Raw genomic sequence first — 22,500 nt, 5'->3', positions numbered from 1 at the left:
CTCCTAGCTGCAACTCACAAGCCGAAGGCGCAGGTTCATCTGTGTCCGTGTTGACGTTCCCTCTATGCTACGGAGAAATTTTCCATGTTCTCGAATTATGTGCGGCCACTTGGCGTTGCACTGTGTTTATTGATTACTGCCGGCTCGGTCGATGCGAGTCCGGCAGACAACACGCTATTGCCGGCACAATCAGGCGATCTGGGTGCAAACGGTTCCAGTCGGCAAGCCATTGAGGAGCCGACCGGTTCCCTGGTTTTGTCTCAAGCGCTTGCCCTAGCGCTAACCCAGAACCCCGAGCTATCCGCTTTTTCCTGGGAGAGCCGAGCACAGGAAGCCGCCACCCTCCAAGCGGGTTTGTTTCCCAATCCCACTTTCAATGCCAATGCGGCGAATTTTGGGAATCAGGTGATCAAGGGCTTCGACGGCGATGTCGTCACCTTGGAGCTGAGTCAATTGATCGAATTGGGCGGTAAGCGCACCGCTCGCATGGAAGCGGCATCGCTAACCAAACAATTAGCCGATTGGGATTACGAAACCAAGCGAGCCGATGTACTCACTCAAGTTACGCAGGCATTTATTGACGTGTTGGCCGCCCAACAGCGCTTGACGCTAACACAGCAAATTCATGAATTGGCCAATCAGACAACGGTCACGACCTCTGCGCGAGTGCAGGCAGGCAAGGTATCGCCCGTTGAAGAAACCAAGGCTAAAGTTGCTCGCGCTTCGGTGCAAATTGAGCTGATGCGAGCCCAGAAAGAACTGGAAGCCGCCCGCAAGCGCTTAGCCGCCGGCTGGGGCAGCACGACACCGCGTTTTGAGACGGTAAACGGTCATTTGGAAAGTATACAAGCACCGGCTTCCCTGGACTCATTGGCGCAACGCCTCTCCAAAAATCCCGATTTAGCCCGTTGGGCCACCGAAATCACCCAACGTCAGGCGCTCATCACGATGGAAAAATCCAAGGCCATCCCGGATGTCACCGCGACTGTCGGTGCCAGTAAATTTCTGATGCCGGGTGATTACGCTTTAGTGGTCGGTTTTTCGGTGCCATTGCCGGTTTTCGACCGCAATCAAGGCCGTATTCAAGAAGCCGAGCATCGTTTGACCAAAGCGGAAGACGAATTGCGCAGCACCCAGATTCGTATTGCCACGGCATTGAACACCGCCTATCAAGCCCTGGATACCGCTCATTCCGAAATCATCACCTTGCAGCAAGATATTTTACCTGGCGCCCAAAGTGCTTATGACGCCGCCTGCGAAGGTTATCGTTTGGGTAAGTTTGGTTTTCTCGACGTACTGGATGCACAGCGCACGCTGTTTAGCGCCAAAAATCAGTATTTACTGGCCTTGGCCGAATATCACAAGTCCGTGGCCAACGTGGAACGTTTGGTCGGCAGCAATATGAACGAAACAGTGGCGGACAGCCAACCCGAGGTATCACCATGAACACCATTAACAAAAAACAATGGACCGCTATCGCCGCGATTATTGTGGTCGGCCTATTGTTCAGCCTATTTATTCTGAGCATCGACAAATCGATGCCGGAAGGTGAGGAACACGGCGAAGAAAGCCAGGCAGCGGCTAAAGTCGATAGCACCGAAGGCGATAATGGCCATGAACATGCCGATGAAGCCAAGCAGACTCAAGGCCCGCACGGCGGTGACGTTTACAGCGACGGTGACTTTAAGCTGGAAATCCTGCTCAGCGAGGAAGGCGGTGAGCCGCGCTTACGGGTTTATCCGTTCAATCAGGATAAACCGCTTCAGCCAGTTGCCGATCAACTCTCCGTGCAACTGAAGCGCCCGAGCGGCGAGCAACAGCGCATCGAGTTTAAGCCTGAAAAAGCGTATTGGCAGAGTAGTCAGGCTATCGACGAGCCCCATGTCTTTGAAGCGAACGTGACGGCCAAGCATGATGGTCAGACGTTTCAGTTTGCTTTCAGTAAAGAAGAAGGCAAAGTAGCCTTGAGCGATCAGCAAATCGCCGAAACTGGTATCTCGATTCAGAGCGCAGGTGCAGCGCACATCATAAGCTCTGTCACCCTACCGGGTGAAATTCGCTTCAATGAAGATAAGACTTCTCATGTGGTACCGCGTTTGGCCGGTGTGGTGGAGAACATTTCCGCGAACCTGGGCCAGCAAGTCAAAAAAGGCCAGGTCATCGCCGTGATTGCCAGTACGGCGTTGTCCGAGCAGCGTAGTGAATTGTTGTCGGCACAAAGGCGACTGGAGTTAGCCCGCTCTACCTTTGCGCGGGAAAAGCACTTATGGGAGGACAAAATCTCGGCGGAGCAGGACTACCTGCAAGCCCAGCAGGCGATGCGGGAAATGGAAATCGCCGTCCATAATGCCCAACAAAAATTGATAGCGTTAGGCGCAAGTCCCACAGTATCGGCCAGCAGCGGCGCACTCAACCGCTACGAAATTCGCGCACCGTTCGACGGCATGGTGGTCGAGAAACACATCGCCATGGGAGAAGCGGTCAAGGAAGATGCCAGTATCTTCACCATTACTGATTTATCCTCCGTCTGGGCCGAAATTATCGTATCGGCGAAGGATCTCAATGTCGTGCAGGTCGGTAAACAGGTCAACATCAAGGCCACGGCGTTCGATTCTTCGGCGACCGGTACGCTGTCTTATGTGGGCTCATTGATGGGTGAACTAACCCGCACCGCTACGGCACGCGTGACACTAGACAATCCGCAGATGGCCTGGCGACCTGGATTGTTTATCACGGTCGAACTGCCTACCAAGGAAAGTGAAGTGCCGGTCGCGGTTGCAGCCGATGCCATCCAGATGATCAAAAACAAGCCGACGATTTTTATTCGCGTACCCGGCGGCTTTATTGCTCAACCGGTCTCCACCGGACTATCGGATGGCAAAGTTACCGAGATCGTGGCAGGACTCATGCCCGGTACTGAATACGCTGTCAATGGCAGCTTCGTTATTAAATCCGAGCAAGGCAAAAGCAGTGCCGAGCACTCGCATTGATCCCCAGGAGTTCGCATCATGTTTGAACGACTCATTCGTTTAGCGATCGAGCATCGCTGGCTGGTTATTCTGGCCGTACTCGGTATGGCAGGACTCGGTATCTTCAATTACTCGATTCTGCCCATCGACGCCGTGCCGGACATCACTAACGTTCAGGTACAAATTAATACCACGGCACCGGGTTACTCGCCTTTAGAAACCGAACAGCGGATTACTTATCCCATCGAAACCGTCATGGCGGGTTTGCCGCATCTGGAACAAACCCGGTCGCTTTCGCGTTACGGCTTGTCGCAGGTCACGGTGATTTTCCAGGACGGCACCGATGTCTATTTCGCCCGGCAATTGGTGAATCAACGTATTCAGGAAGCCAAGGATAAACTGCCCGCCGGCATCACGCCGGCGATGGGTCCCATTTCCACCGGTCTTGGGGAAATCTATCTCTGGATAGTCGAAGCCCAAGAGGGGGCCAAAAAACCGGACGGTTCGCCTTACACCGCCACCGATCTGCGTGAAATCCAGGACTGGATTATCAAACCGCAGCTGCGCAACGTGCCGGGTGTCACCGAAATCAATTCCATTGGCGGCTACGCCAAACAATATCAGGTGGCACCGATTCCGGAAAAACTCGCGTCCTACGGCCTGACTTTGCAAGATATTGTCACCGCGCTGGATCGCAATAACAATAATGTCGGTGCCGGTTACATCGAAAAGCGGGGCGAACAATATCTGATTCGTGCGCCGGGCCAAGTGCATTCGATGGAGGATATTCGCAACATCATTCTCGGCAATGTCCAGGGCGTGCCCATTCGCATTCGCGATGTCGGCGAAGTCGAAATCGGTCGGGAACTGCGCACCGGCGCTGCGACCGAAAATGGCCGAGAGATGGTATTGGGCACGGTCTTTATGCTGATCGGTCAGAATAGCCGTGCCGTCTCGCAAGCGGTCGATAAAAAGATGACGGAAATCAACCGCACGCTGCCCGAAGGGGTGCAGGCCGTGACGGTCTATGACCGAACAGTATTGGTCGATAAAGCCATCAATACGGTCAAGAAGAACTTAACCGAAGGGGCGATTCTGGTCATCGTGATTCTGTTTCTGTTCCTCGGTAATATTCGTGCGGCCATCATTACTGCAATGGTCATACCGTTATCAATGTTGTTCACCTTCACCGGCATGGTGACGTATCAGGTCAGTGCCAACTTGATGAGTCTGGGGGCGCTCGACTTTGGTGTGATTATCGACGGTGCGGTGGTGATTGTCGAAAACTGTGTGCGAAGGCTGGCCCATGCCCAGGAACAGCAGGGACGTTCGCTATCACGTAGTGAACGTTTTCATGAAGTGTTTACGGCATCGAAAGAAGCGCGGCGAGCGCTGTTATTTGGCCAGTTGATTATCATGGTCGTGTATTTGCCCATCTTTGCGCTGACGGGGGTGGAAGGCAAAATGTTTCATCCGATGGCGTTCACGGTGGTCATTGCCTTGGTGGGAGCCATGATACTGTCGGTGACCTTTATTCCGGCGGCTGTGGCGCTGTTTATCGGCGATAAAGTCGCCGAAAAGGAAAATGTGGTGATGCTGAGTGCCAAGCGTATCTATGCGCCGGTACTGGATAGCGTCATGAGCAACAAGCCGGTGATACTTACTCTGGCGGTGGTCGCGGTGATTCTGTCGGGCCTGTTGGCGACGCGGATGGGCAGCGAGTTTGTGCCGAGCTTGAATGAAGGCGATTTCGCCATTCAGGCAATGCGTATTCCGGGTACCAGCTTGTCGCAATCGGTCGCCATGCAACAACAGATTGAACAAGCTCTCAAGCAGCAGTTTCCCGAAATCGAACGGATATTTGCACGAACCGGTACCGCCGAAATCGCATCCGACCCGATGCCGCCGAATATCTCGGATGGTTACATCATGCTCAAACCACGCGAGCAATGGCCTGAACCCGATAAATCACGAGACGACTTGCTGGCTGCGATACAAGCGGCGGCCAACAAACTGCCCGGCAACCTCTACGAGTTTTCCCAGCCTATCCAGTTGCGCTTCAATGAGCTGATTTCAGGGGTGCGTAGCGACGTTGCGGTTAAAGTGTTCGGCGATGATATGGATGTATTGAATGATACCGCGACTGAAATTTCAGCGGTCATGGCAGCGATTCCCGGTGCATCCGAAGTGAAAGTCGAGCAAACCACCGGCTTGCCGATGCTGACGCTTAATATCGACCGGGATAAAACCTCGCGCTACGGCTTAAACGTGGGCGATGTGCAGGATGCGGTGGCGACCGCGATTGGTGGCACCGAAGCCGGCACCTTGTTCGAGGGCGACCGGCGTTTCGACATTATCGTGCGTCTGCCGGAGAACCTGCGCAGCAATCTGGATGCCATCAACCGCTTGCCGATCTCATTGCCGCGCGGGCAAAACCGAGACGGACGAACCAGCTATATTCCACTGGCTGAAGTGGCCAGCCTGGAAATGGCACCTGGTCCCAATCAAATCAGCCGTGAGAACGGCAAGCGCCGAATCGTCATCAGTGCCAACGTGCGCGGCCGTGACATTGGCTCCTTTGTCGCCGAGGCCGAACAAAAGCTGCAACAAAAAGTCAAAATTCCATCCGGTTATTGGACAAGTTGGGGCGGACAGTTCGAGCAGTTGCAATCGGCTGCCCATCGCTTACAGATTGTAGTGCCTGTGGCGCTAATCCTGGTTTTCACACTCCTGTTCATGATGTTTGGCAACGCCAAAGACGGTTTGCTGGTATTCAGCGGCATCCCCTTTGCTTTGACGGGTGGCTTGGTCGCGCTCTGGTTGCGCGATATTCCGATGTCGATTTCAGCAGCGGTGGGTTTCATCGCGTTGTCGGGTGTGGCAGTACTGAACGGCCTGGTGATGATCGCTTTTATCCGCAGCCTCCGCGACGAAGGCATGTCGCTGGATAAGGCGATTGTAGAGGGTGCTCTGACACGCCTTAGGCCAGTGCTGATGACCGCATTGGTGGCCTCGTTCGGTTTCGTGCCGATGGCCATTGCGACGGGTACCGGTGCAGAAGTACAGCGCCCGCTGGCCACCGTGGTGATTGGCGGCATTCTGTCGTCAACGATGCTGACTTTGTTGGTATTACCGATTCTATACTGGCTCGCGCATCACAAAGACCAATCAGTAAATCCCATGATACCGGGAATTCCGCAGATTGATTCCAATGAGGATTAAACGATGAGTACCTGCAAGCAATCAGAAAAAACCTGTTGTTGTCCTGGCGAGAAACCGGATAACCACCCGCCAACGGCATCAAACTTGTCGAGTGGCATGACGTTCAAAATCGAGGGACTGGATTGCGCCGAAGAGGTCGCCACGTTGAAAAGCGCGATAGGCCCGCTAGTGGGGGGCAGTGACAAACTGGCCTTTGATGTTTTAAACGGGCGCATGACACTGTTGTCTGATGCCGAGCCCGTGACTGAAAAAACCATCATCAAAGCCGTTGCGGCAACGGGTATGACGGCCGCTCGCTGGCAAGCAGGTCAGGCCGATGCTGATGCCAAGCAACTGCACCGTTCGAAGACCGTTTATACCGTGCTTAGCGGGTTGTTTATCGTGGCCGGCATGCTGATTCATATCGCCATAGCCGGCGGCTTTGTGGATATTCAAACCGTTTTCAGCTCGGCAAAAAACGGAACGCTGCAATGGGAGGTGGTCACTCACTATCTGTATAGCTTACTGAATGCCCATGCTCAGCAGGCGATGCCCTTGCCTGAAAAAATAGCCTTTGGTTTAGCGGTGACTTGCGGTGCTCGGCATGTGATTGTTAAGGCGTTTTATGCCTTGAAACGCTTACGGGCGGATATGAATTTGCTGATGACGATTGCGGTTATCGGTGCGATGTTCATTGATGAATGGTTTGAAGCGGCAACGGTCAGTTTTCTATTTGCCCTGTCTCTGGCGATTGAGAGCTGGAGTATTGGCCGTGCCCGGCATGCCGTTGAAGCCTTGCTGGATTTAGCCCCCTCGACGGTGACGATCAAGGATGAAACCGGCCAGGAATGCGTGGTACCAGCGGCAGAAGTCAGTATAGGTACCCGTTTCATATTAGCACCTGGCGCTAAAATCCCCCTGGATGGCAACGTAATTGCCGGTTTCAGTTCAGTCAATCAGGCACCGATTACCGGTGAAAGCATGCCGGTTGCCAAGCAAGTGAGTGATGAGGTATTTGCCGGAAGCATTAATGTTGAAGGCACATTGGAAATCCGGTCCACCAAGCTGGTTTCGGATACCACCCTGGCACAGATTACCCGTCTGGTAGGCGAAGCCCACGGTAAACGAGCCGAGGTCGAGCAATGGGTGGAGAAATTTGCGCGTATTTATACCCCGGCTGTGATGCTGGTGGCGTTGGCCATGTGCATCATTCCACCGTTATTTTTCGAAGGGGGCTGGAACGAATGGTTTTACCACGCCTTGGTGTTGTTGGTCATTGCCTGCCCCTGTGCATTAGTCATTTCGACACCGGTCAGTATTGTCGCGGCCTTAGCGTGTGCAGCCCGACAAGGCATTCTGATCAAAGGTGGTATTTATATTGAAACACCCGCCCATCTTAATGCGATTGCCTTTGATAAAACCGGCACGCTGACCTCTGGTGAGCCCATCGTCACGGGTATTTATCCTTTTAATGGTCATAGTAAAGAAGAACTGTTAAGCCGCGCCGCCGCACTGGAAGCGCGAAGCAATCATCCGTTGGCAAAAGCCATTTTACGCCACACGGAAAAACTCGGTATCAACGTGGCCAGCGCAGACGATGTGAAGGTTCTACCGGGTAAAGGTGTAACCGGATTATTTAATGGCACGGATTTCTGGCTGGGATCGCGTCGTTATCTATTGGAACGTAGCCAAGAAATCCCGGAAATCAGTGAAAAAGCGATTGCCCTTGAACAAACAGGGCAAACTGTGATTGCGATTGGCAATGATCGGCATATTTGTGGCCTCATTGCCGTTGCCGATCAGCCTCGCGCTGAAATCAAATCGATTTTGCAAGCTCTGAGACAAAATGGAATCCGACATTTAGCCATGTTGACCGGTGACAATCAGGTGACGGCCAATAACATCGCGGCCCAAATTGGCATCGATGAGGTTCACGCCGAATTATTGCCCGCCGATAAAGTGGAGATCGTCAGTCAAATGGTCGAGAAATATGGACAGGTAGCGATGATCGGTGATGGTGTTAACGACGCCCCTGCGCTGGGAAGGGCCAACCTGGGGATTGCCATGGGTGTGTTAGGGTCGGATGCGGCCATCGAAATAGCCGATATTGCTCTGATGGGCGATGACCTTTCCAAACTGCCTTGGCTGATCGGGCATTCCAAAAGAACACTGGCGATTATTCGACAAAATATTGCTTTTGCGCTGACGATCAAAGCCGCGTTCGCCGTCTTGGCCTTTGCCGGTGTGGCGACCTTATGGGAAGCCATAGCTGCTGACATGGGCGCTTCCTTATTGGTCGTAGCCAACGGATTGAGATTACTTCATCCCAAAAATACGGCCTTTTAAGTGGCCTGAATTCTTTAAAGGGCGCTTTAACATCGTCAAAGCACCTAGACATTACCATTTCAAGATACCTTTGGAGATTACCATGACATTAAAATCACTGATTGTTTTAGTTTTAGCTGAATCCTTATTATCTGCTTGTAGCTTCATGGAGCCTCACGCCATGGATACTGACCTGGCTATACAGCATGAGGCGTTAGCCAAACACTTCGAAGACGAGGCCAACGAATTACAGACCAAGATTGAGGAACATAAAGAATATCTCAGCCAATTTGAGTCGCAGCGTTACGTTTATGGTAGACACGCAAATGATCTTAAAGCGCACAGCCAAGAAGTGATTGATCTTTACCAGCAGGCCGTCACTGCAAACCGGGACATGGCAGAAATGTTGCGGGAAGCGGATCATTAGTTGTAGCGCTTCGCGTTCCACTGTATCCGTTCTTGAACTGACAAACCAATAGTTTTCGGATAAATACTTGGAAACCGGTCGTCCGAAATCTAACCACTGTTTCCAGATTCTTATAGACGGGAAATTTTTCAATATTAGTGGCACAAAATCCGGAATATTTCATTTTTGGTGTCGCAAGTGGGTGTGATGTGTGACATAAATAATGAAAAATCACTTCAAAATCAATCGACCGTTTTTCACCTTTTGTGTCACCCGACAGGTACACCATGCAAGAAGAAATCTTAGAGTTAAACGCCAACTTGGGCCGCCCGGCCAATATCGACAACGATCAGATTCTCGACGCCGGTAGGATGCTCACCAAGGCCAATCGCAATGTGACAGGATTTGCTTTACGGAAAATAATAGGTGGTGGCGATCCCAAAAGGCTCAAGGAAGTCTGGGACAGGCACAATGCCGCTCAAGCGGTGACGAATGCAGAGCCGGTGGCCGAGTTACCGGTGGAAGTCGCTGAAACCTTGTCCGCGTTGACCAAAGCCCTGGTCGACAAAGTTAACGCATTAGCGCTGGAATTAAACGACAAAGCTGTCAAAACCCAAGAGCGACGAGTGGGAGAGGTGTTAAGGGCGGCTAACGAGCAGCAAGCCCAGGCGGAACGCGAACTGGCCGATGCCTCGCAAGCCGTGGATGAACTGGAAGCCATGCTGGCGGACGAACAGGCCAGGACGGAAGCGTTGACCAAACGGCTGGCCGATTCGCAGGCGGAGAACCAAGCCCAGGCGGTCGAGCTGGCCACTTTGCGCGAACGATTGGAGGCGGCCGAGAAAAACGCGAAGGCGGCGACCGAACAGCATGAAGCCGAGCAAGCCAAACTGCGGCAACAATTGACGGGTCAAAAACAAGCCGCCCAAGCCATCGCGGCCGAACGGGATCAATTGAAAACGGAATTGGTGAAAGTGCAGACCAAGGCGGATGCCGCCGAGGAGTCCCGTAAGGACGAAAGGAAACGAGCGGCGGCGGAACTTCAACGAACCGCCGATAAACTGATCAAGCTCGAAGCGGAGACGGACAACGCTAAACGAGAAGCGGGGAGTGCTCGAGAGCAGGTCGCCCAACTAACAGGCCAATTAACGGCCATGACAACACAGGTCGAACAGTTAATGAAAGCTATTGGAAATTAGTTAATTGCGCTGAACTGGAGGCCTGAAAAGCCGCCGTTGGCGACCTCAACCAACCGGCCAATTTCGGACGACCAGATCCTTGCTTGTAACGTCGGCAATATGGTGGGGAACTGCCCCTGAACTATCTATCCTGAATTCTTAGAAGAGATCAGACAATCGCATTTCTACGCATCGTTCCAAAATAAACAACACCAATCGCTGTGACGAAGAACCACACTGCGGAAGGTAGAGGAACTGCGGTAATTTCAGCTTCTCCCGATATGAATGTCGCGGTTAGCGGGATTCCGTCCGCATCAGACAAGGCATTGAGCTTCAAGTTGAGTGGAGTTAATCCGGATGATAAAGCCGTGAAGGTCAAACTCGCCAAATTAAAGGCGCTTTGTTGAAGGCTCGATAAATCAGCGACCGAATCCAGGGAGATTTCGTAAATGTGAACGGTGTTGGCGGTAGGCGTTTCCGTGCTTTGGATAGAGCCGAGGCCCAACACATCTAATTGCTTGCCGAAGCTGGCCGATTGGAAACTTAGCAATGTTGGATCGTAGGTCAGGGTTATATCCCATGACCCTAGAGCGCCGGTTGCCGCGTCATTCAATCCGGAAACGGCAAGATCGAACTGCGCCGAAGAGCCGACCACCACTATTTGCGATTCTGGAGTGACGGCGATAACGGCGGAGGCTTGCGTTTGTGGAGCCATAGCAAGTAACACCAACCAAATCAGAGCGATAAGATTTTTCATAAAGGTTAAAAGGTGGTAATTAAAAAGTATCGTTTATTTGGCACAACGCGGCTTCGTGCAAAGGTTAACTAGCAACCTCGCATCGACGGCGTCTATCCTGCTGTCTCCATTCAAATCATAGTGGGCGCTGTAACTGTCTGGAAATGTATTTAATTTAGCTCTCACTAAATTTAGATCGTCAATATCAATGCTACCATCAAGACTAATATCCCCTTGCGCGTATACGTTGATAGTAATTTCATCGGCAGACTTTCCACTTACCATAACTTTCGCTTCGATAATTTTTGCTCCAGCAGATTTACTCCTGGTTACCGTTATCGGAAACTCAGCAACTTCTCCTGCATCAAGCTCAATAGTATCTGGGATTTGACTAAAGTCCACGTAGGGCATGTTTGCAGAAGTTATTATTGAAAATTCATCAAGATTAAGGCCTTCATTTTCTATTGCGAAATAGACAGTCTTGTATCCACCAGTCGATAACGAGAAATCGCTATTTCTATTAATTACTATCTCATAATCTGATTTTATATTATCTAGAAGCGTGGTAGTCGCTTCATCAAAAGGCAATAAATATTGTTTATTTTGATTGCTATCGCCTACAGAGCCAGCTCCTATTTCACCGCTTCCATCGTAAATTAGCCTGTCCCAATCGTTATAACTTACTAGATTGGTCAAATGATCATTTCCTTCAAAAATATCTGCGCCTGGCCAAGGTCCGTTAATATCTTCAGAGACAGAGGTTTCATATTCGCATGGAGAGAGGCTTAAAATAGAACAACTACCATTCCAATCAATTGGTTCATTAGTTTTAACTATTTTAAAACAATCCTCTCCAGGTAAAGCCATTTGTTCACAAATAGTTGCGCGCCACCGAATATAATACCTGGTTTTTAAATTCATAGTCGCAGCCCCCCCATTAACTCCAATTTTCTCATTTAGAGATATTTCGCTTAAGGTAGGTATATTAGAAAACCTAGAATAATCCGGATAGCCTATTCCATCGCTCCGCAATATCCCACCTTTTTGAAAAGCATAATTCATAACGCTTAAATAATTGGGTTTGAAACTGATATGATCAACTCCTCCATGGTGCAGACCGAGATTGTGTCCAAGTTCATGCATGAATGTTCCAGCCTGTTGTGAAAAAGTACCGATTTTACTTTTAGTTGTTCCTAAGGTTACGATGAACGTAGACGATGCCCGCACTGGCAACAATGAATAACCGGTCGCACGCTCAATGGTGCCAGAAATAAATTCGTGAGCGAATAAAGAATAATGAAAAACATGTTTCCTATTCCTTGTCTTTTCATTATTAGCAAAATAATTATCCCTGATATTTTTAATATCAGCTTCTAGCTTTTCTTTCTCGGTAGATGAGCCTAAAACTTTGTATTTGTCTTCAAGAATGGCCTGGGAGGCTGAAGTTTCACCCCACAAATCTCCATTTTGGGGATTCATCACGCACTCTCTTCCACAGTCAACATGTAGTGTAATCCCAGTTTTTCCATCAGGGTTGCTAACGGGAGCTTTCGCAAAGGCTTCAACTATCAAATCGATTGCCCCTTTTTCCGGTTTGTGAGAATGGTCGTTAGCAACAAGGTAGTCAACCTCAACAAAAATATCTTTGTGCTTTGGATTAGCACCCATCGCTTTTAGATTTAGAACTACCCCGCTCTCAGTTCTGACGCCGTCAGTTTCCCAATCATCACAGAGTGCGTCACCATCCTCATCGTTACAAGGCGGATGTTGCGTCAACAGCAATGCGTGTTCGCAAGCAAACTCGCTATTGGTTTTCGCCTTCATCGGATTGTAGCCGTTTGCCGCAATTTGCCCTTTGTCGTTAATTCCGACCGCATCGGTGATGATCCAGCCGTTGGCAGGATCGATTAACTTGTTAAGATCGTCCAAGCGAGTAATTTTTTTGCTTTCGTCCTTTTCGTCAGGATTCCATGCGCCTAAAAAAGCGCGGCCGCCGTTCGACGTCGTATAGTGACCGACAAATTGATCCAGATTGTTGATATTGTTAGCACGGCTCGAATAACCGCCTAGAGTGCCTATATCGGTGAGCTTGGTGTCGCCGCTATTGGTGATAAACGCATGTTCGGGATCGCCGAAATTCGTATTGCCTATGCTGCCGTAACCGACAATTGTGCCTTTATCGTTGATGGCAAGCGCCTTGGTGCCTCGGTGAGCGGCGGGGATAGACGAGCCGAGCGACCCCAGGCATGTAACACCTTTCCCATCGTTTCCGGTGACGAACGCACCGCATTCGATCATCTCTTGATATGCGCTTGGGAGGCAAAGCGTATCGGGATTTTGATTTTTACATTGAGATGCCGATCCGCCGACAAGCTGTCCAGCATTGTTGATGCCGAAGGCTCGTCTTTCGTCTAAGTCCGGAAGCAAAGTGCCGCCGACGTTCCGATACAATGTCCCCAGATTTTTCAATGCTCCGTCATTGGGATCAGTAACGAAAAGATTCTCGAAATAGTCATTGTAGTTATTGGGCAGCGTTGCACCCAGATAACCGGCAATCTGGCCAGAATTGTTAAGTGCTCTCGCGTAAGGAATGAGGAATGCGCCTGAGTCGGTATTTTCTATATTCGGATAGGCTAGAACAGGATTTTGACCGTTTTGGCCCGTGATATAAGCGCCGACGCCATCAGACGATCCGAGCACTTGTCCAGAATCGTTAATCGCGATAGCGGAATTGAAGTGATTATCCCCAACAGCCCTAATATTCGCGCCATCCGCGTCTGTCATGAATGCCGTGGGAACGATGTTGATGCCGACATAGCTTCGCCCGACAACTTGACCAAGAATGTTCAATCCATAAGCCGTGCTGCCACACGATGTGTAGATGCCGTTAGCGTCTTTCTCGGCGAGCGTTTTGATATCGACGATATCGTATTCATAACCATAGGCCATGCGACCAACAGAAATTAATAAAAATAGCCACCAGCGGTATATCCCAGACGCTCTGTAATAGTTGAACATGGTTGTTACCCTATTAAATCAATTATGAGTTTAACGCCTACTCCAAGTGGGGATACTAATGCAACAGATTTGAATCGTAAACAAAATAAAATTTACAGAAATATGAAGTTTCGGCAAACTGATCCAATGACGGGGAGCGAACCAAATTCGCTGGGAATGACAGAACGTCAGCAATATCAGCGAAAGCTGACAAACTCTTATATTGTCCGGCTGGCCGGTTTGGGTCGAAAGCGCCGGCCAGATCTTCTTTTTCATCGCCCGAAAGCGGTCTTTCTCGATAAAACACCCGCCAAGCAATGCCCAATGAACGTAAATCGAGGTGGTGGCGGCGATGATTTTGTGACTGTGATTAACCGATCGGTTTGAGCTGCCGATCCCGCAAATGGGCATTGATTTCGCCTATCAGTCGCTGGGCGATCGGGACTTGGCGTTGCGCCTTGCCTTTTCCGACTACGTTTAAGCCTTGGATCCAGCCCGTACCAGCGCCAGTTCCGTTGGGTTCATCCGGCAGCCTTGTCCGGCGCTGACGAGACCGGACGGCGTTGCTTCTTGACCAGCTCTTGTAGCTTGCGGGTTTTGTCTTTTTCGGCTTGAAGTTCCGCCTCTCGCAAGGCCAATTGCTCGCGTAACTGGGCGAGATCGGCCTCCCATTTGAGTTGATGGGCGTGGCGTTCGCCGAGTTGTTGCATCAACTGGGTAATCCGGGCCTGAGCGGTGGCTCGTTCTAATCTGGACTCTTCCGCCGCGCGCTCGAGCGTCGCAATGGTCCTGGCGTGTTCCTGACGGGCGGCGTCTTTTTCCTGCTCGATGCGGTTCAAGTGCCAACCGTGCTGTTGTTCGAAGCGATCCGACCAGGAGGCTTCTTGCGCCTGAAGCGCCGCATTGGCTGCCGTTAAGCTGCCTTCCGCTCGGGACAAGGCCTCACGAGTCGTCGCCAGTTCGGCAGTTGTCTGGCTGATGGATAGCCGTGCATCGGCCAGCGAGGTCGATAATTCGGTATTGGCTTGCCGTAGTTCGGCGTTGTGTTGGTTCAGTTGCGCGCGCTCCGCCGCCCATTGAGCTTGCTGCGCGGCCAATTGTTGTTGCAGTTCGGCGACCAGTGCCCGATCGCTGGCAGCGTTTTGTTCGAATGCTTGGCGCTGTTCGTCGAAGGTTTTATCGGCTTCCTTCAAGGCCAGTTGCCACAGCGAGGTGGCGGCATCCACCAACACCGCAGGCATATCCGGCCGCTCGAAGGCTTGCCGGTGCTTGTCGACAAAATGCACGGTCCAGTCTTTGATCGCCCGGCTGATCACGGTCGGACTATTCACGCCGATTCGATCGCGAATCGCTTCAATGGTCGGAAAGCGGCCATCTTCCATCAAGACGATATCGCAGCATTCGTACGCCTGGGCATAGGTATCGGATTGTTTACGCATTGGCGGAGCCATGATTTAGGAAATAGGGGCCATCTTCGCATGATATTCAGGACATGCAACCCAACGACCCGCTGGGAAGATGCGTTTTAAACGCATCTAGCCAGCGGGTTGAAAAAATCAAATGCGTTAGCATGGCAGACTCTCAATTCCTGTTAGGTAGGTGAATGTCATGGCTGAAACGCAACCCGAAACCACGCTCTATAGTCGCCCCAGTTTTACCCAGACCTTGGTGCTCAATAGCGAATACACCAAGCGTGTTCATCAACGCTACTTCAGATCGGTGGTCACCGCGCTGTACATGCTCGACACGATTTTGTACGTCATCGGCGAGAAGGAGCATATCGATCAGGTGCAAGCGGCGGTGTCCCAGCTGATCGAAGCCTGCACCAGCGATTTGGGCAGGGAAATCGAGCGTTTGGAGAAACTGAGAGACGAAAACGGTATTTCCGGAACGCCCAAGTACAGCAATCCCGGCAGCTACGAGATCGAAATAGTCTCGCCGCAAGTGTCGCAATTCGTAGCGTTGATGCTGAAAATGGACGACGTCATGAAGTTGGTCGATACCTTGTGGCTGAGCAATATGATTGCGAACGAAAAACGCGCGGACACCGAACATCAATGGCAATTACGGATTCAGAAACTGGCCCGTCGCATCATCAGTTTGCGCACCGCAGCCTATCGGGAAGCCCGAACACGCGGCAAGACCGACGAAGTGGCCTCCGCCCGGCAGGTATTGATTGATAAAGGCATCGACTTGGATGACGACGAGAAGGACGATGCGGATGCGGAGCTCGAAGCGGCGGCGTCATAGCGAAATGCGCGCGATTTGGGGGGGGCATGCCCTGCGGTTTGGAAAAAACCCGCTGGGAAGATGCGTTTTAAAAGCATCTAGCCAGCGGGTTTGAAATGCGATTTTTGCTATAACGGTTCTCGCTAACGTTCAAGGAAGTCGCTGGCTTCTTAAAAAAATCAGCATATCTAACCGACGCCCGGCAACGGGCCGTCCATTTCAACCCTAAACGGGGGAATCCTCCGTTTAGGGGTTCCTCCGTGTTTTAGGAGGAGCTTATGCAAAAGCGTACAGCCACTGCCAGGCGGGTGTATCCCGGCGTGGAGCAGTTCGATATCTTCGTCATTGATTGGGACAAACTGCCCCAATTCACGGAACAGGAATTCAGCGAGTTGCGGTATCGCTTGCTGTTGATGATGTTAGGTTCGCTCAATGACGGACGGGTTTCGGCCAAAGAAAAGTCGGAATCTCGGGAATGGTTAATGAGCGAGGACCTGACGCCGTTTTCGTTTCGCGCTTGTTGCGAATCGGAAGGGGTCGATTACCTGGAAATGCGTGATCTGATTTTGGATCACTTGAAAATGTAACTTACCAACGCATCCCATGTTTCATGGGATGCACTTCTATCGACGGCCTCGAGGAACGGTTCGATGAGCCCAATGGAACATGCTAAACAGCCTGGCGCCGAGACCGAATCGGCCGGCGAGACCCCGCCCTTCAAGATCCGTCGAGTCAAACCCCCTTTTTGCGATCCCGGTTACCACCATCCGGATGTTGCTTGCCCGGTGTGCGGTACCGGCCACTACGCCGATGACGCTGCCGACCGTTCGATCATTGAGGAAGTACCATGAGTCATTATCGCGTCGGAACGATCGAATTCACCGAGGACCACGGCCGCCTCCAGACGATCTTGAAACAGGCCTACGCCAACCAACAACGGCCGTTGTGTTTATGTACCGCTCAGGGTGTCGAGCTGTATATTGCCTTTGCTTACGACCGCTATTGGCTGAAACGGATGCCCAATTCCGGCGAGCGGCATCATCCGGGTTGTGATTCTTACGAACCGCCGGCGGAATTATCCGGTCTGGGCCAGGTATACGGATCGGCCATTAAGGAAAATCTCGATACGGGCATCACCCAATTGAAATTCGATTTTCGTTTGGCGCCAGGTAAAAGCCGAACGCCGGTCGCGCCTGTCGAGGGCGAGGAAGTGACCAAGCCGACTAGCATCAAGGCGTCCGAGGCCAAGCTCGGCCTGCGCGGTTTGCTGCATTATCTGTGGGAACAAAGCGGTTGGCAGCGCTGGACGCCGGCGGCGGATTCCCGGCGCAATTGGTATGGGCTGCGCAAAGCTCTACTCGAGGCCTGTGCAGGCAAAGTCGCCAAAGCGACGGCCTTGGATCGGTTGGTGTTTATCCCGGAAACCTTCAGCCTGGACAAAAAGGACGAGATCAACGCCCGAATCGCCAAGGACTTGGCGTATCCGGACAACCTCAACCGCTTTCGTGTGCTGATCGGCGAACTCAAGGAGGTCAAGCCGGCCCGATTCGGGCAAAAGCTCATCATCAAACATCTGCCGGAGTACCCGTTCTATCTGAACGATCAGACCTACAAGCGCGTACTCAAGCAGTTCGATACGGAATGGTTGTTGTGGCGGGGTAATGAGGCCAGCCGTCTGATGGTCATTGCCACGTTCTCGATTCGTCTGGGTGGCTATCCGGAAATCGACCAGCTCAGTCTGATGAATGTTTCTTCGCAGTGGATTCCGTTCGAGACGGCCGAGGAACTGGCTTTGATTGACTATTTGGTGGCTCACGGCCGTTCATTTTCAAAATGTTTACGCTACAACCTGGCCAGATCAAAACCGCTGGCGGCGGCGGTGCTGGTGGATACCGACACGCCTAGCGCGGTCTACGTGGTCGACACCGCTGCCCATGACGAATCAACCGCCGCGCTGCGTGACATCATCGCCGAGAGCCGAACCCCGTCGCTGATCTGGGATCCACTGCAACCGGCCTTGTGCGAGGTATGAGGACCGACACGATCATCGGCGTGGTAACGCTGCATTCCGCGCCGGACGACGGCGGATGGTTTTGTGTCGGCAACTTCAAACCTGTGCGGGTCACCGCCGGCGTAAAAGCCTGGATCGAAACGACCGACTTAACCGGACTATTGGCGGCGGTGGTGTCTGATCTGTTACCCCTCTCCGCACAGTATCCCTGGCTTAGAATCGAGTTGGTTTACGGCGCCGGACTGGCGCAATGGTCGGTGACCGACGGTGAGGGTCGAGCGGTGATGGAGACCGCCGTGGCGTGCTCTACTCCGAACGTCGGGCGGCGATTGTTCTATTGGGCGGATCGGGTTTTCATGGTGGCCGACGAATATTGAGTCAGCAAATTGAGTCTGGGCTGTAACAGTGTGTAGGCGCGGGAGCACCAATCATGACACATCAAGAAGCAAAACAAATTCTAGAGCAATCGGATGCAAAGATCATTATTGATGAAGATGCAGGAACGGCAACAATCGACGGCGAACTTACTATTGAGGAACTGCACGCTGTTTTGCAACTGCTTGAGTACGGCGCATAAAGTAGAGTGGATATTATCTTTTGAGTGCTGATAACGAGCACTGCTCTCAACCAGATTTTGCACGGAACGTCTTGCTGTGCGCATTGATGATCCAACGATGTTTTTCTCAAAACGACATGGTTTAAAAAATAGGAACCGATCTGATTCCAAACCTTTGAATGCAAATAGCCGTTTATAGTTTTCCCGCGTGGTTTTCTTTATTCGTGAAATTCTATCGAAAACAGTAGTGGATTGTGAGTGGAATCACAGGCCTCGATCCAATTTTGAATTTGAAAATCACACTCGACCTCGTCTTGACAAATAGGAACTATAGTCCTATTCTGTTTCCAACTCTTCGGGACTGGCCCGGTAAGATAATCAGGAGAGCAGTCATGTGCGCAGTAAAAGCTAGAGTTGCATGGGTCCCAGAACCAAACCGCGACGGAGGATACTCAGCGATAGGCGTTGAGGCGGACGGTGGAAATTTTTCATCAGAATGGATTGATGAGGAAAGCGCGAAATCAATTTGCGCTAAGTTAGCGATGGAAACTAACGGCGCGGCCGGCGGGTACGTCGTCGTTTATCAATAGTGAGTCATTTTAACAAGCCACCACGGATGGGCGGCGCAACAACCAGCGAAAGCGAGGTAACCATGAACATCATAGAATTTTTGAAGCAAGCGGCCCCAAATAACGGGATCACTACCATTTCGGTTGAAATGATGAATTTCGATCTCGAAAATAGCTACCTAAAAAAAGAATTGGCAAAGATGTTCGGCGCAAGAATTGCCATGGAAATCGTAGAGGCGGCTCGGCCTGAATTCGAGCGTATCAGAGCAATTATCGCCAGAGTTCAGCCAGGAATTGATTACGGAATGAGCATGGACGCAGTGAACGCGTTCGAAGCCGATCATGCCATTGAAAAAAAATTGCCATACGGTACTACCGGAGAAATCGACGTGTTCGTTAAAAAAGGCCGCCAGGAATTCGCTGTAGACGGAAGCATTGCCTACGACATAACCGAATGTATCACGCATTTTGCGGATGACGACGCGGTGCTGTACCGCTGCCCGTTTAAATTGGGCGGGAAACTGCCGTATTATTTTCCGGACGAAGGCCGTGGAGGCCTGGCGATGGTGACCTGCATCAGTAAACCTGGCAAAAATGCAAGTTTTCATGTTGGGATTTCAAGCTGCGGCTGGATTCACACAGAAGAACTGAGGATGTCGCCAGCTCATATTTCTGAAAATATCGCCAACGAAATCGACGCAGGCCACAACGTTTTAACAACGGCGCCGGCGGGTTGGGCATAGTCATGAAAACATTCAACAAAACAAATTTTCACGGCACCGTATCACTATCAATTTCGGATAGTGATAACGCGGAAATATTCGAGACCCCGAATCACGCAATCCATTGGCTAAAAGCAACTGGATTGGTAGATATTTTTGAGCATCCAATTTTCGATGATGGATTATTTGTTAATGCGTTTAAATCTGCTGAATACGAAAATAAATATACTGACCGTAAAGAATTCACGGTCTATTATATTTTTAATTTCGGGGGAAAGGCCGCTATTTATGTTCGTGATTTTGAGTCTTATAAAAACGAAAATGGCGATTACCTTGCGGCTAATTGTAAGTCAAAAAGATTCTTGACAATACAAGAATCCGATAAATATCAACCCTGTTGATTGATTGGAGAGCAGACATGAATGAAGAATTAATGATTAACGCAATCAATGAGGACGCTGGCTACAAATACATCCCGGATGATCTTATCGATAAGATCACAGCTGAAATAGTGACCACACGCGACTCTATTGATAATTTTAAATCCCATCACAAACACGTCAAATCAAGAATAACTAGCCTTGGCGTTATCGAGGTTTTTGAACACCCAGGAAGCAGGGAGCTACTTGTAATGGATACCGGCGAACATCGTTTGGCATGGATCGATTAATGACAAGACAAATATCACCCTGTTGATTGATTGGAGAGCAGCCATGTTCGAAGAAAAACCGCTGACAGTCGAAGAACAACGCCGCCGCAGCGCCGAATGGTACGGCGATGCGCATCACTCAGACGCCGACTACCGGCCAGAACGTCGCCGCCGGCCCGCAAAGCCTAAAGCCATTGCCAAACCGAGCCGGTTTTCGGTTCCGGTAGCGCCGGTAGTCGCTGAGATCATGCGATTAAAGGCCCAGGATGGTCAAAACTGGCGCGACACCAACTGCCAGATTTGCGCATTGACCGGAAAGCTTCGCAAGATGCTTCGAACCCGTCTTTATGACGGATCGATCACGATGGAAGATTTCGAGGCGGCGGCGCCATTGCTGGCCGGCTGGAAATTTGCGCCACTGGCCGACTGGAAACTTGATGGGTTGATTGCCCATTCGTTTCACATGTATCTTTTCGGCAGGGACAAAGAGATTTGGGAATTTGCTTCTTTGCGCGATGCCGTGCTGTCGCTGATTGAGCGCAAGCACCCAAGTGAATACCCGGCATCGATCGCACATCGCAAAGTCGTGGAAGCGCTCGGCAACGTTCGAGAGCCGAATTGCGCATTTAAGAAAATACTGTGGCGCGAATACTATCCGCCGCTGACTGCGCACGAATATCGAGAATTGATGGACGATGGCTGTGGTGCAACTATTGCGATCGCCGGGACCACTCAATTTTTAATCGCATGCACCGAAACTGGATTGAAGGAATTTTGATATGACGGTTTTCTCACGCGGCCAAATCTACCCGCTCGACTACCCAAAGCAAGACGCCGCCGTGGCGGATTTTCTCCGATCGGGCGGAAACCGCTTGCTGATCGCACTGTCCGGCATGACCAGCGCCGAGGAGCAGTCCTTCCGTGGCGGGATGATCACTGCCGGGTTCAAGTACCTAGACGGCGCATTGTTGTGGCTGTTCCGGTTTTACGGCAAGGACGGCCAGCCATTATTCACATTCGATGCGCCATTCGACGCCCGGCTGATCCCCACCGAAGAGCTACAACTGCACAACATCGACAACGTTGAACAGCGGTTGCTTATCGATCTACACGCCGTCGACGACAATGGCATTCTAAGGGCAATCCGAGCCGTCACGATGTCGCAAGGAATGACGCTGGCGTTCCTGTCGGCGGTTCAAGAGCAGTTGGCGACCACTCCTGGAAAACGGGAAGGTGAATACCGAATGAAAAGATGGATGCAGCAGCAACCAGATGAATTGGCGAATTCAATCAAGATGGAGGCGCTGGGAAGATGACCCCAAATGCCGAAACCCATAACCCAGATCCAGTATACCTGCGCGAACTAATCGCTCGCGCCGGACTAACCCAGCGTAAAACTGCCGAGTTAATAGGCATCAGCGATCGCATGATACGAAAATACCTAGCTAATCGTGAGTCAGCGTCGGCGCTTGAGGCGCCCTATACCGTGCAGTTTTGCCTTGAGTGTTTGGCACAAAAACCATCGGATTAAACGACTAAGTTTAATTCTACTTTTTGTCGTCGCATAATTAGGAAAAAATAGTACGCTAAGATCTTTCAGTTGTACGAAGAGGCAAAAAAGGCCGCAAAATCGGCCTTTTCAACTTATTGCTTATTTATTCTTCGTAACACCCCAGGCACCGTGTCCACTATCTTTAGTGAGAGTCTCTATTTCCCCATGTTCATATGTATACGAACTACCATCGGTGAATGTTAAAACAACAGAAAATTAATATTTAAAGTTATCGTTACCCTGAAGGTGTATCGCTCTGATCTTTCCAACGCGTAGATTCGATGTAGTCCTCGTATCCATAAATTAATACCGGCATTTTGGCTATTGCATATTCAATTATCCGTGCGATGTTTTTTTCGTGAAATGCACTGACCGCCTTAATTCATGCAATAGGAGAAGA

The 22,500-nt window shown here is 51.0% G+C and carries 22 protein-coding genes; 19 read left to right on the top strand and 3 right to left on the bottom strand.

The genetic code is table 11. From position 1 onward, the window contains the following. The first annotated feature begins 84 nt into the window (after positions 1-84). The 6 genes from ACQE3D_RS25595 (at position 85) to ACQE3D_RS25570 (ending at position 10,100) form a co-directional block, all read left to right on the top strand. Positions 85-1,446, top strand: coding sequence for a TolC family protein (locus ACQE3D_RS25595; RefSeq protein ID WP_427551959.1), 1,362 nt, complete (start codon positions 85-87; stop codon positions 1,444-1,446). Beyond that, positions 1,443-2,990, top strand: a complete 1,548-nt coding sequence (locus ACQE3D_RS25590) for an efflux RND transporter periplasmic adaptor subunit (protein ID WP_427551958.1) — start codon at positions 1,443-1,445, stop codon at positions 2,988-2,990. The genes ACQE3D_RS25595 and ACQE3D_RS25590 overlap by 4 nt, the downstream gene beginning before the upstream one ends. An 18-nt stretch (positions 2,991-3,008) precedes the next feature. Continuing rightward, complete coding sequence (locus tag ACQE3D_RS25585) at positions 3,009-6,191, top strand: CusA/CzcA family heavy metal efflux RND transporter (RefSeq protein ID WP_427551957.1); 3,183 nt, start codon at positions 3,009-3,011, stop codon at positions 6,189-6,191. A 3-nt stretch (positions 6,192-6,194) separates the two neighbouring features. Further along, positions 6,195-8,516: a heavy metal translocating P-type ATPase gene (locus ACQE3D_RS25580; protein ID WP_427551956.1), complete on the top strand. Its 2,322-nt coding sequence runs from the start codon at positions 6,195-6,197 to the stop codon at positions 8,514-8,516. An 82-nt stretch (positions 8,517-8,598) separates the two neighbouring features. Continuing rightward, a complete protein-coding gene (locus ACQE3D_RS25575; protein ID WP_427551955.1) occupies positions 8,599-8,922 on the top strand; it encodes a hypothetical protein in 324 nt (107 codons plus the stop codon). A 266-nt stretch (positions 8,923-9,188) separates the two neighbouring features. Next, the gene (locus ACQE3D_RS25570; RefSeq protein ID WP_427551954.1) at positions 9,189-10,100 is read left to right on the top strand and encodes a DNA-binding protein; all 912 of its coding nucleotides are present in this window, start codon (positions 9,189-9,191) and stop codon (positions 10,098-10,100) included. A gap of 148 nt (positions 10,101-10,248) precedes the next feature. Here the strand turns inward: ACQE3D_RS25570 and ACQE3D_RS25565 are convergent, their stop codons facing one another. Both ACQE3D_RS25565 and ACQE3D_RS25560 read right to left on the bottom strand, forming a co-directional pair. After that, entirely contained in the window at positions 10,249-10,836 is a 588-nt protein-coding gene (locus ACQE3D_RS25565; protein ID WP_427551953.1) for a cohesin domain-containing protein, read from the bottom strand. Positions 10,837-10,869: 33 nt separating this feature from the next. Continuing rightward, positions 10,870-13,833: a dockerin type I domain-containing protein gene (locus ACQE3D_RS25560; protein WP_427551952.1), complete on the bottom strand. Its 2,964-nt coding sequence runs from the start codon at positions 13,831-13,833 to the stop codon at positions 10,870-10,872. Between the two features lie 24 nt (positions 13,834-13,857). Between ACQE3D_RS25560 and ACQE3D_RS25555 the strand changes: the two genes are divergently transcribed. Continuing rightward, positions 13,858-14,199: a hypothetical protein gene (locus tag ACQE3D_RS25555; protein WP_427551951.1), complete on the top strand. Its 342-nt coding sequence runs from the start codon at positions 13,858-13,860 to the stop codon at positions 14,197-14,199. Positions 14,200-14,333: 134 nt separating this feature from the next. Here ACQE3D_RS25555 and ACQE3D_RS25550 read toward each other — a convergent pair whose 3' ends face one another. Beyond that, on the bottom strand, positions 14,334-15,251 hold the full coding sequence (locus ACQE3D_RS25550; protein ID WP_427551950.1) for a DNA-binding protein: 918 nt from the start codon (positions 15,249-15,251) through the stop codon (positions 14,334-14,336). Between the two features lie 169 nt (positions 15,252-15,420). On the opposite strand from ACQE3D_RS25550, the gene ACQE3D_RS25545 reads away from it, so the two are divergent. From ACQE3D_RS25545 to ACQE3D_RS25490, 12 genes are all read left to right on the top strand, one after another. Beyond that, on the top strand, positions 15,421-16,062 hold the full coding sequence (locus ACQE3D_RS25545) for a hypothetical protein (protein WP_427551949.1): 642 nt from the start codon (positions 15,421-15,423) through the stop codon (positions 16,060-16,062). A gap of 257 nt (positions 16,063-16,319) precedes the next feature. Continuing rightward, a complete protein-coding gene (locus ACQE3D_RS25540; RefSeq protein WP_281023446.1) occupies positions 16,320-16,628 on the top strand; it encodes a hypothetical protein in 309 nt (102 codons plus the stop codon). A gap of 63 nt (positions 16,629-16,691) precedes the next feature. Beyond that, complete coding sequence (locus ACQE3D_RS25535) at positions 16,692-16,892, top strand: hypothetical protein (protein ID WP_427551948.1); 201 nt, start codon at positions 16,692-16,694, stop codon at positions 16,890-16,892. Next, positions 16,889-18,073: a DUF1173 family protein gene (locus ACQE3D_RS25530; protein ID WP_427551947.1), complete on the top strand. Its 1,185-nt coding sequence runs from the start codon at positions 16,889-16,891 to the stop codon at positions 18,071-18,073. Before ACQE3D_RS25535 ends, ACQE3D_RS25530 begins: the two co-directional genes overlap by 4 nt. Then, positions 18,070-18,429 carry a hypothetical protein gene (locus ACQE3D_RS25525; protein ID WP_427551946.1) on the top strand — a complete coding sequence of 120 codons (360 nt, stop codon included), beginning with the start codon at positions 18,070-18,072 and terminating at the stop codon, positions 18,427-18,429. Before ACQE3D_RS25530 ends, ACQE3D_RS25525 begins: the two co-directional genes overlap by 4 nt. A gap of 53 nt (positions 18,430-18,482) precedes the next feature. Beyond that, entirely contained in the window at positions 18,483-18,629 is a 147-nt protein-coding gene (locus ACQE3D_RS25520) for a hypothetical protein (RefSeq protein WP_427551945.1), read from the top strand. Positions 18,630-19,260: 631 nt separating this feature from the next. Next, positions 19,261-19,920 carry a hypothetical protein gene (locus ACQE3D_RS25515; RefSeq protein ID WP_427551944.1) on the top strand — a complete coding sequence of 220 codons (660 nt, stop codon included), beginning with the start codon at positions 19,261-19,263 and terminating at the stop codon, positions 19,918-19,920. Positions 19,921-19,922: 2 nt separating this feature from the next. Further along, complete coding sequence (locus tag ACQE3D_RS25510; protein WP_427551943.1) at positions 19,923-20,300, top strand: hypothetical protein; 378 nt, start codon at positions 19,923-19,925, stop codon at positions 20,298-20,300. A 17-nt stretch (positions 20,301-20,317) separates the two neighbouring features. Beyond that, the gene (locus ACQE3D_RS25505; RefSeq protein WP_427551942.1) at positions 20,318-20,569 is read left to right on the top strand and encodes a hypothetical protein; all 252 of its coding nucleotides are present in this window, start codon (positions 20,318-20,320) and stop codon (positions 20,567-20,569) included. 43 nt (positions 20,570-20,612) lie between these two features. Next, complete coding sequence (locus ACQE3D_RS25500; protein WP_427551941.1) at positions 20,613-21,326, top strand: hypothetical protein; 714 nt, start codon at positions 20,613-20,615, stop codon at positions 21,324-21,326. A gap of 1 nt (position 21,327) precedes the next feature. Next, a complete protein-coding gene (locus ACQE3D_RS25495; protein ID WP_427551940.1) occupies positions 21,328-21,864 on the top strand; it encodes a hypothetical protein in 537 nt (178 codons plus the stop codon). Continuing rightward, positions 21,861-22,079 (top strand): helix-turn-helix domain-containing protein, encoded by a 219-nt coding sequence (locus tag ACQE3D_RS25490; RefSeq protein WP_427551939.1) that lies wholly within the window; start codon positions 21,861-21,863, stop codon positions 22,077-22,079. Before ACQE3D_RS25495 ends, ACQE3D_RS25490 begins: the two co-directional genes overlap by 4 nt. The last annotated feature ends 421 nt before the right edge of the window (positions 22,080-22,500 follow it).

The sequence above is a fragment of the Methylomonas sp. MS20 genome, assembly GCF_050275925.1.
GTDB lineage: Bacteria > Pseudomonadota > Gammaproteobacteria > Methylococcales > Methylomonadaceae > Methylomonas > Methylomonas koyamae_A.
This window is presented reverse-complemented; position numbering and strand designations above follow the sequence as displayed.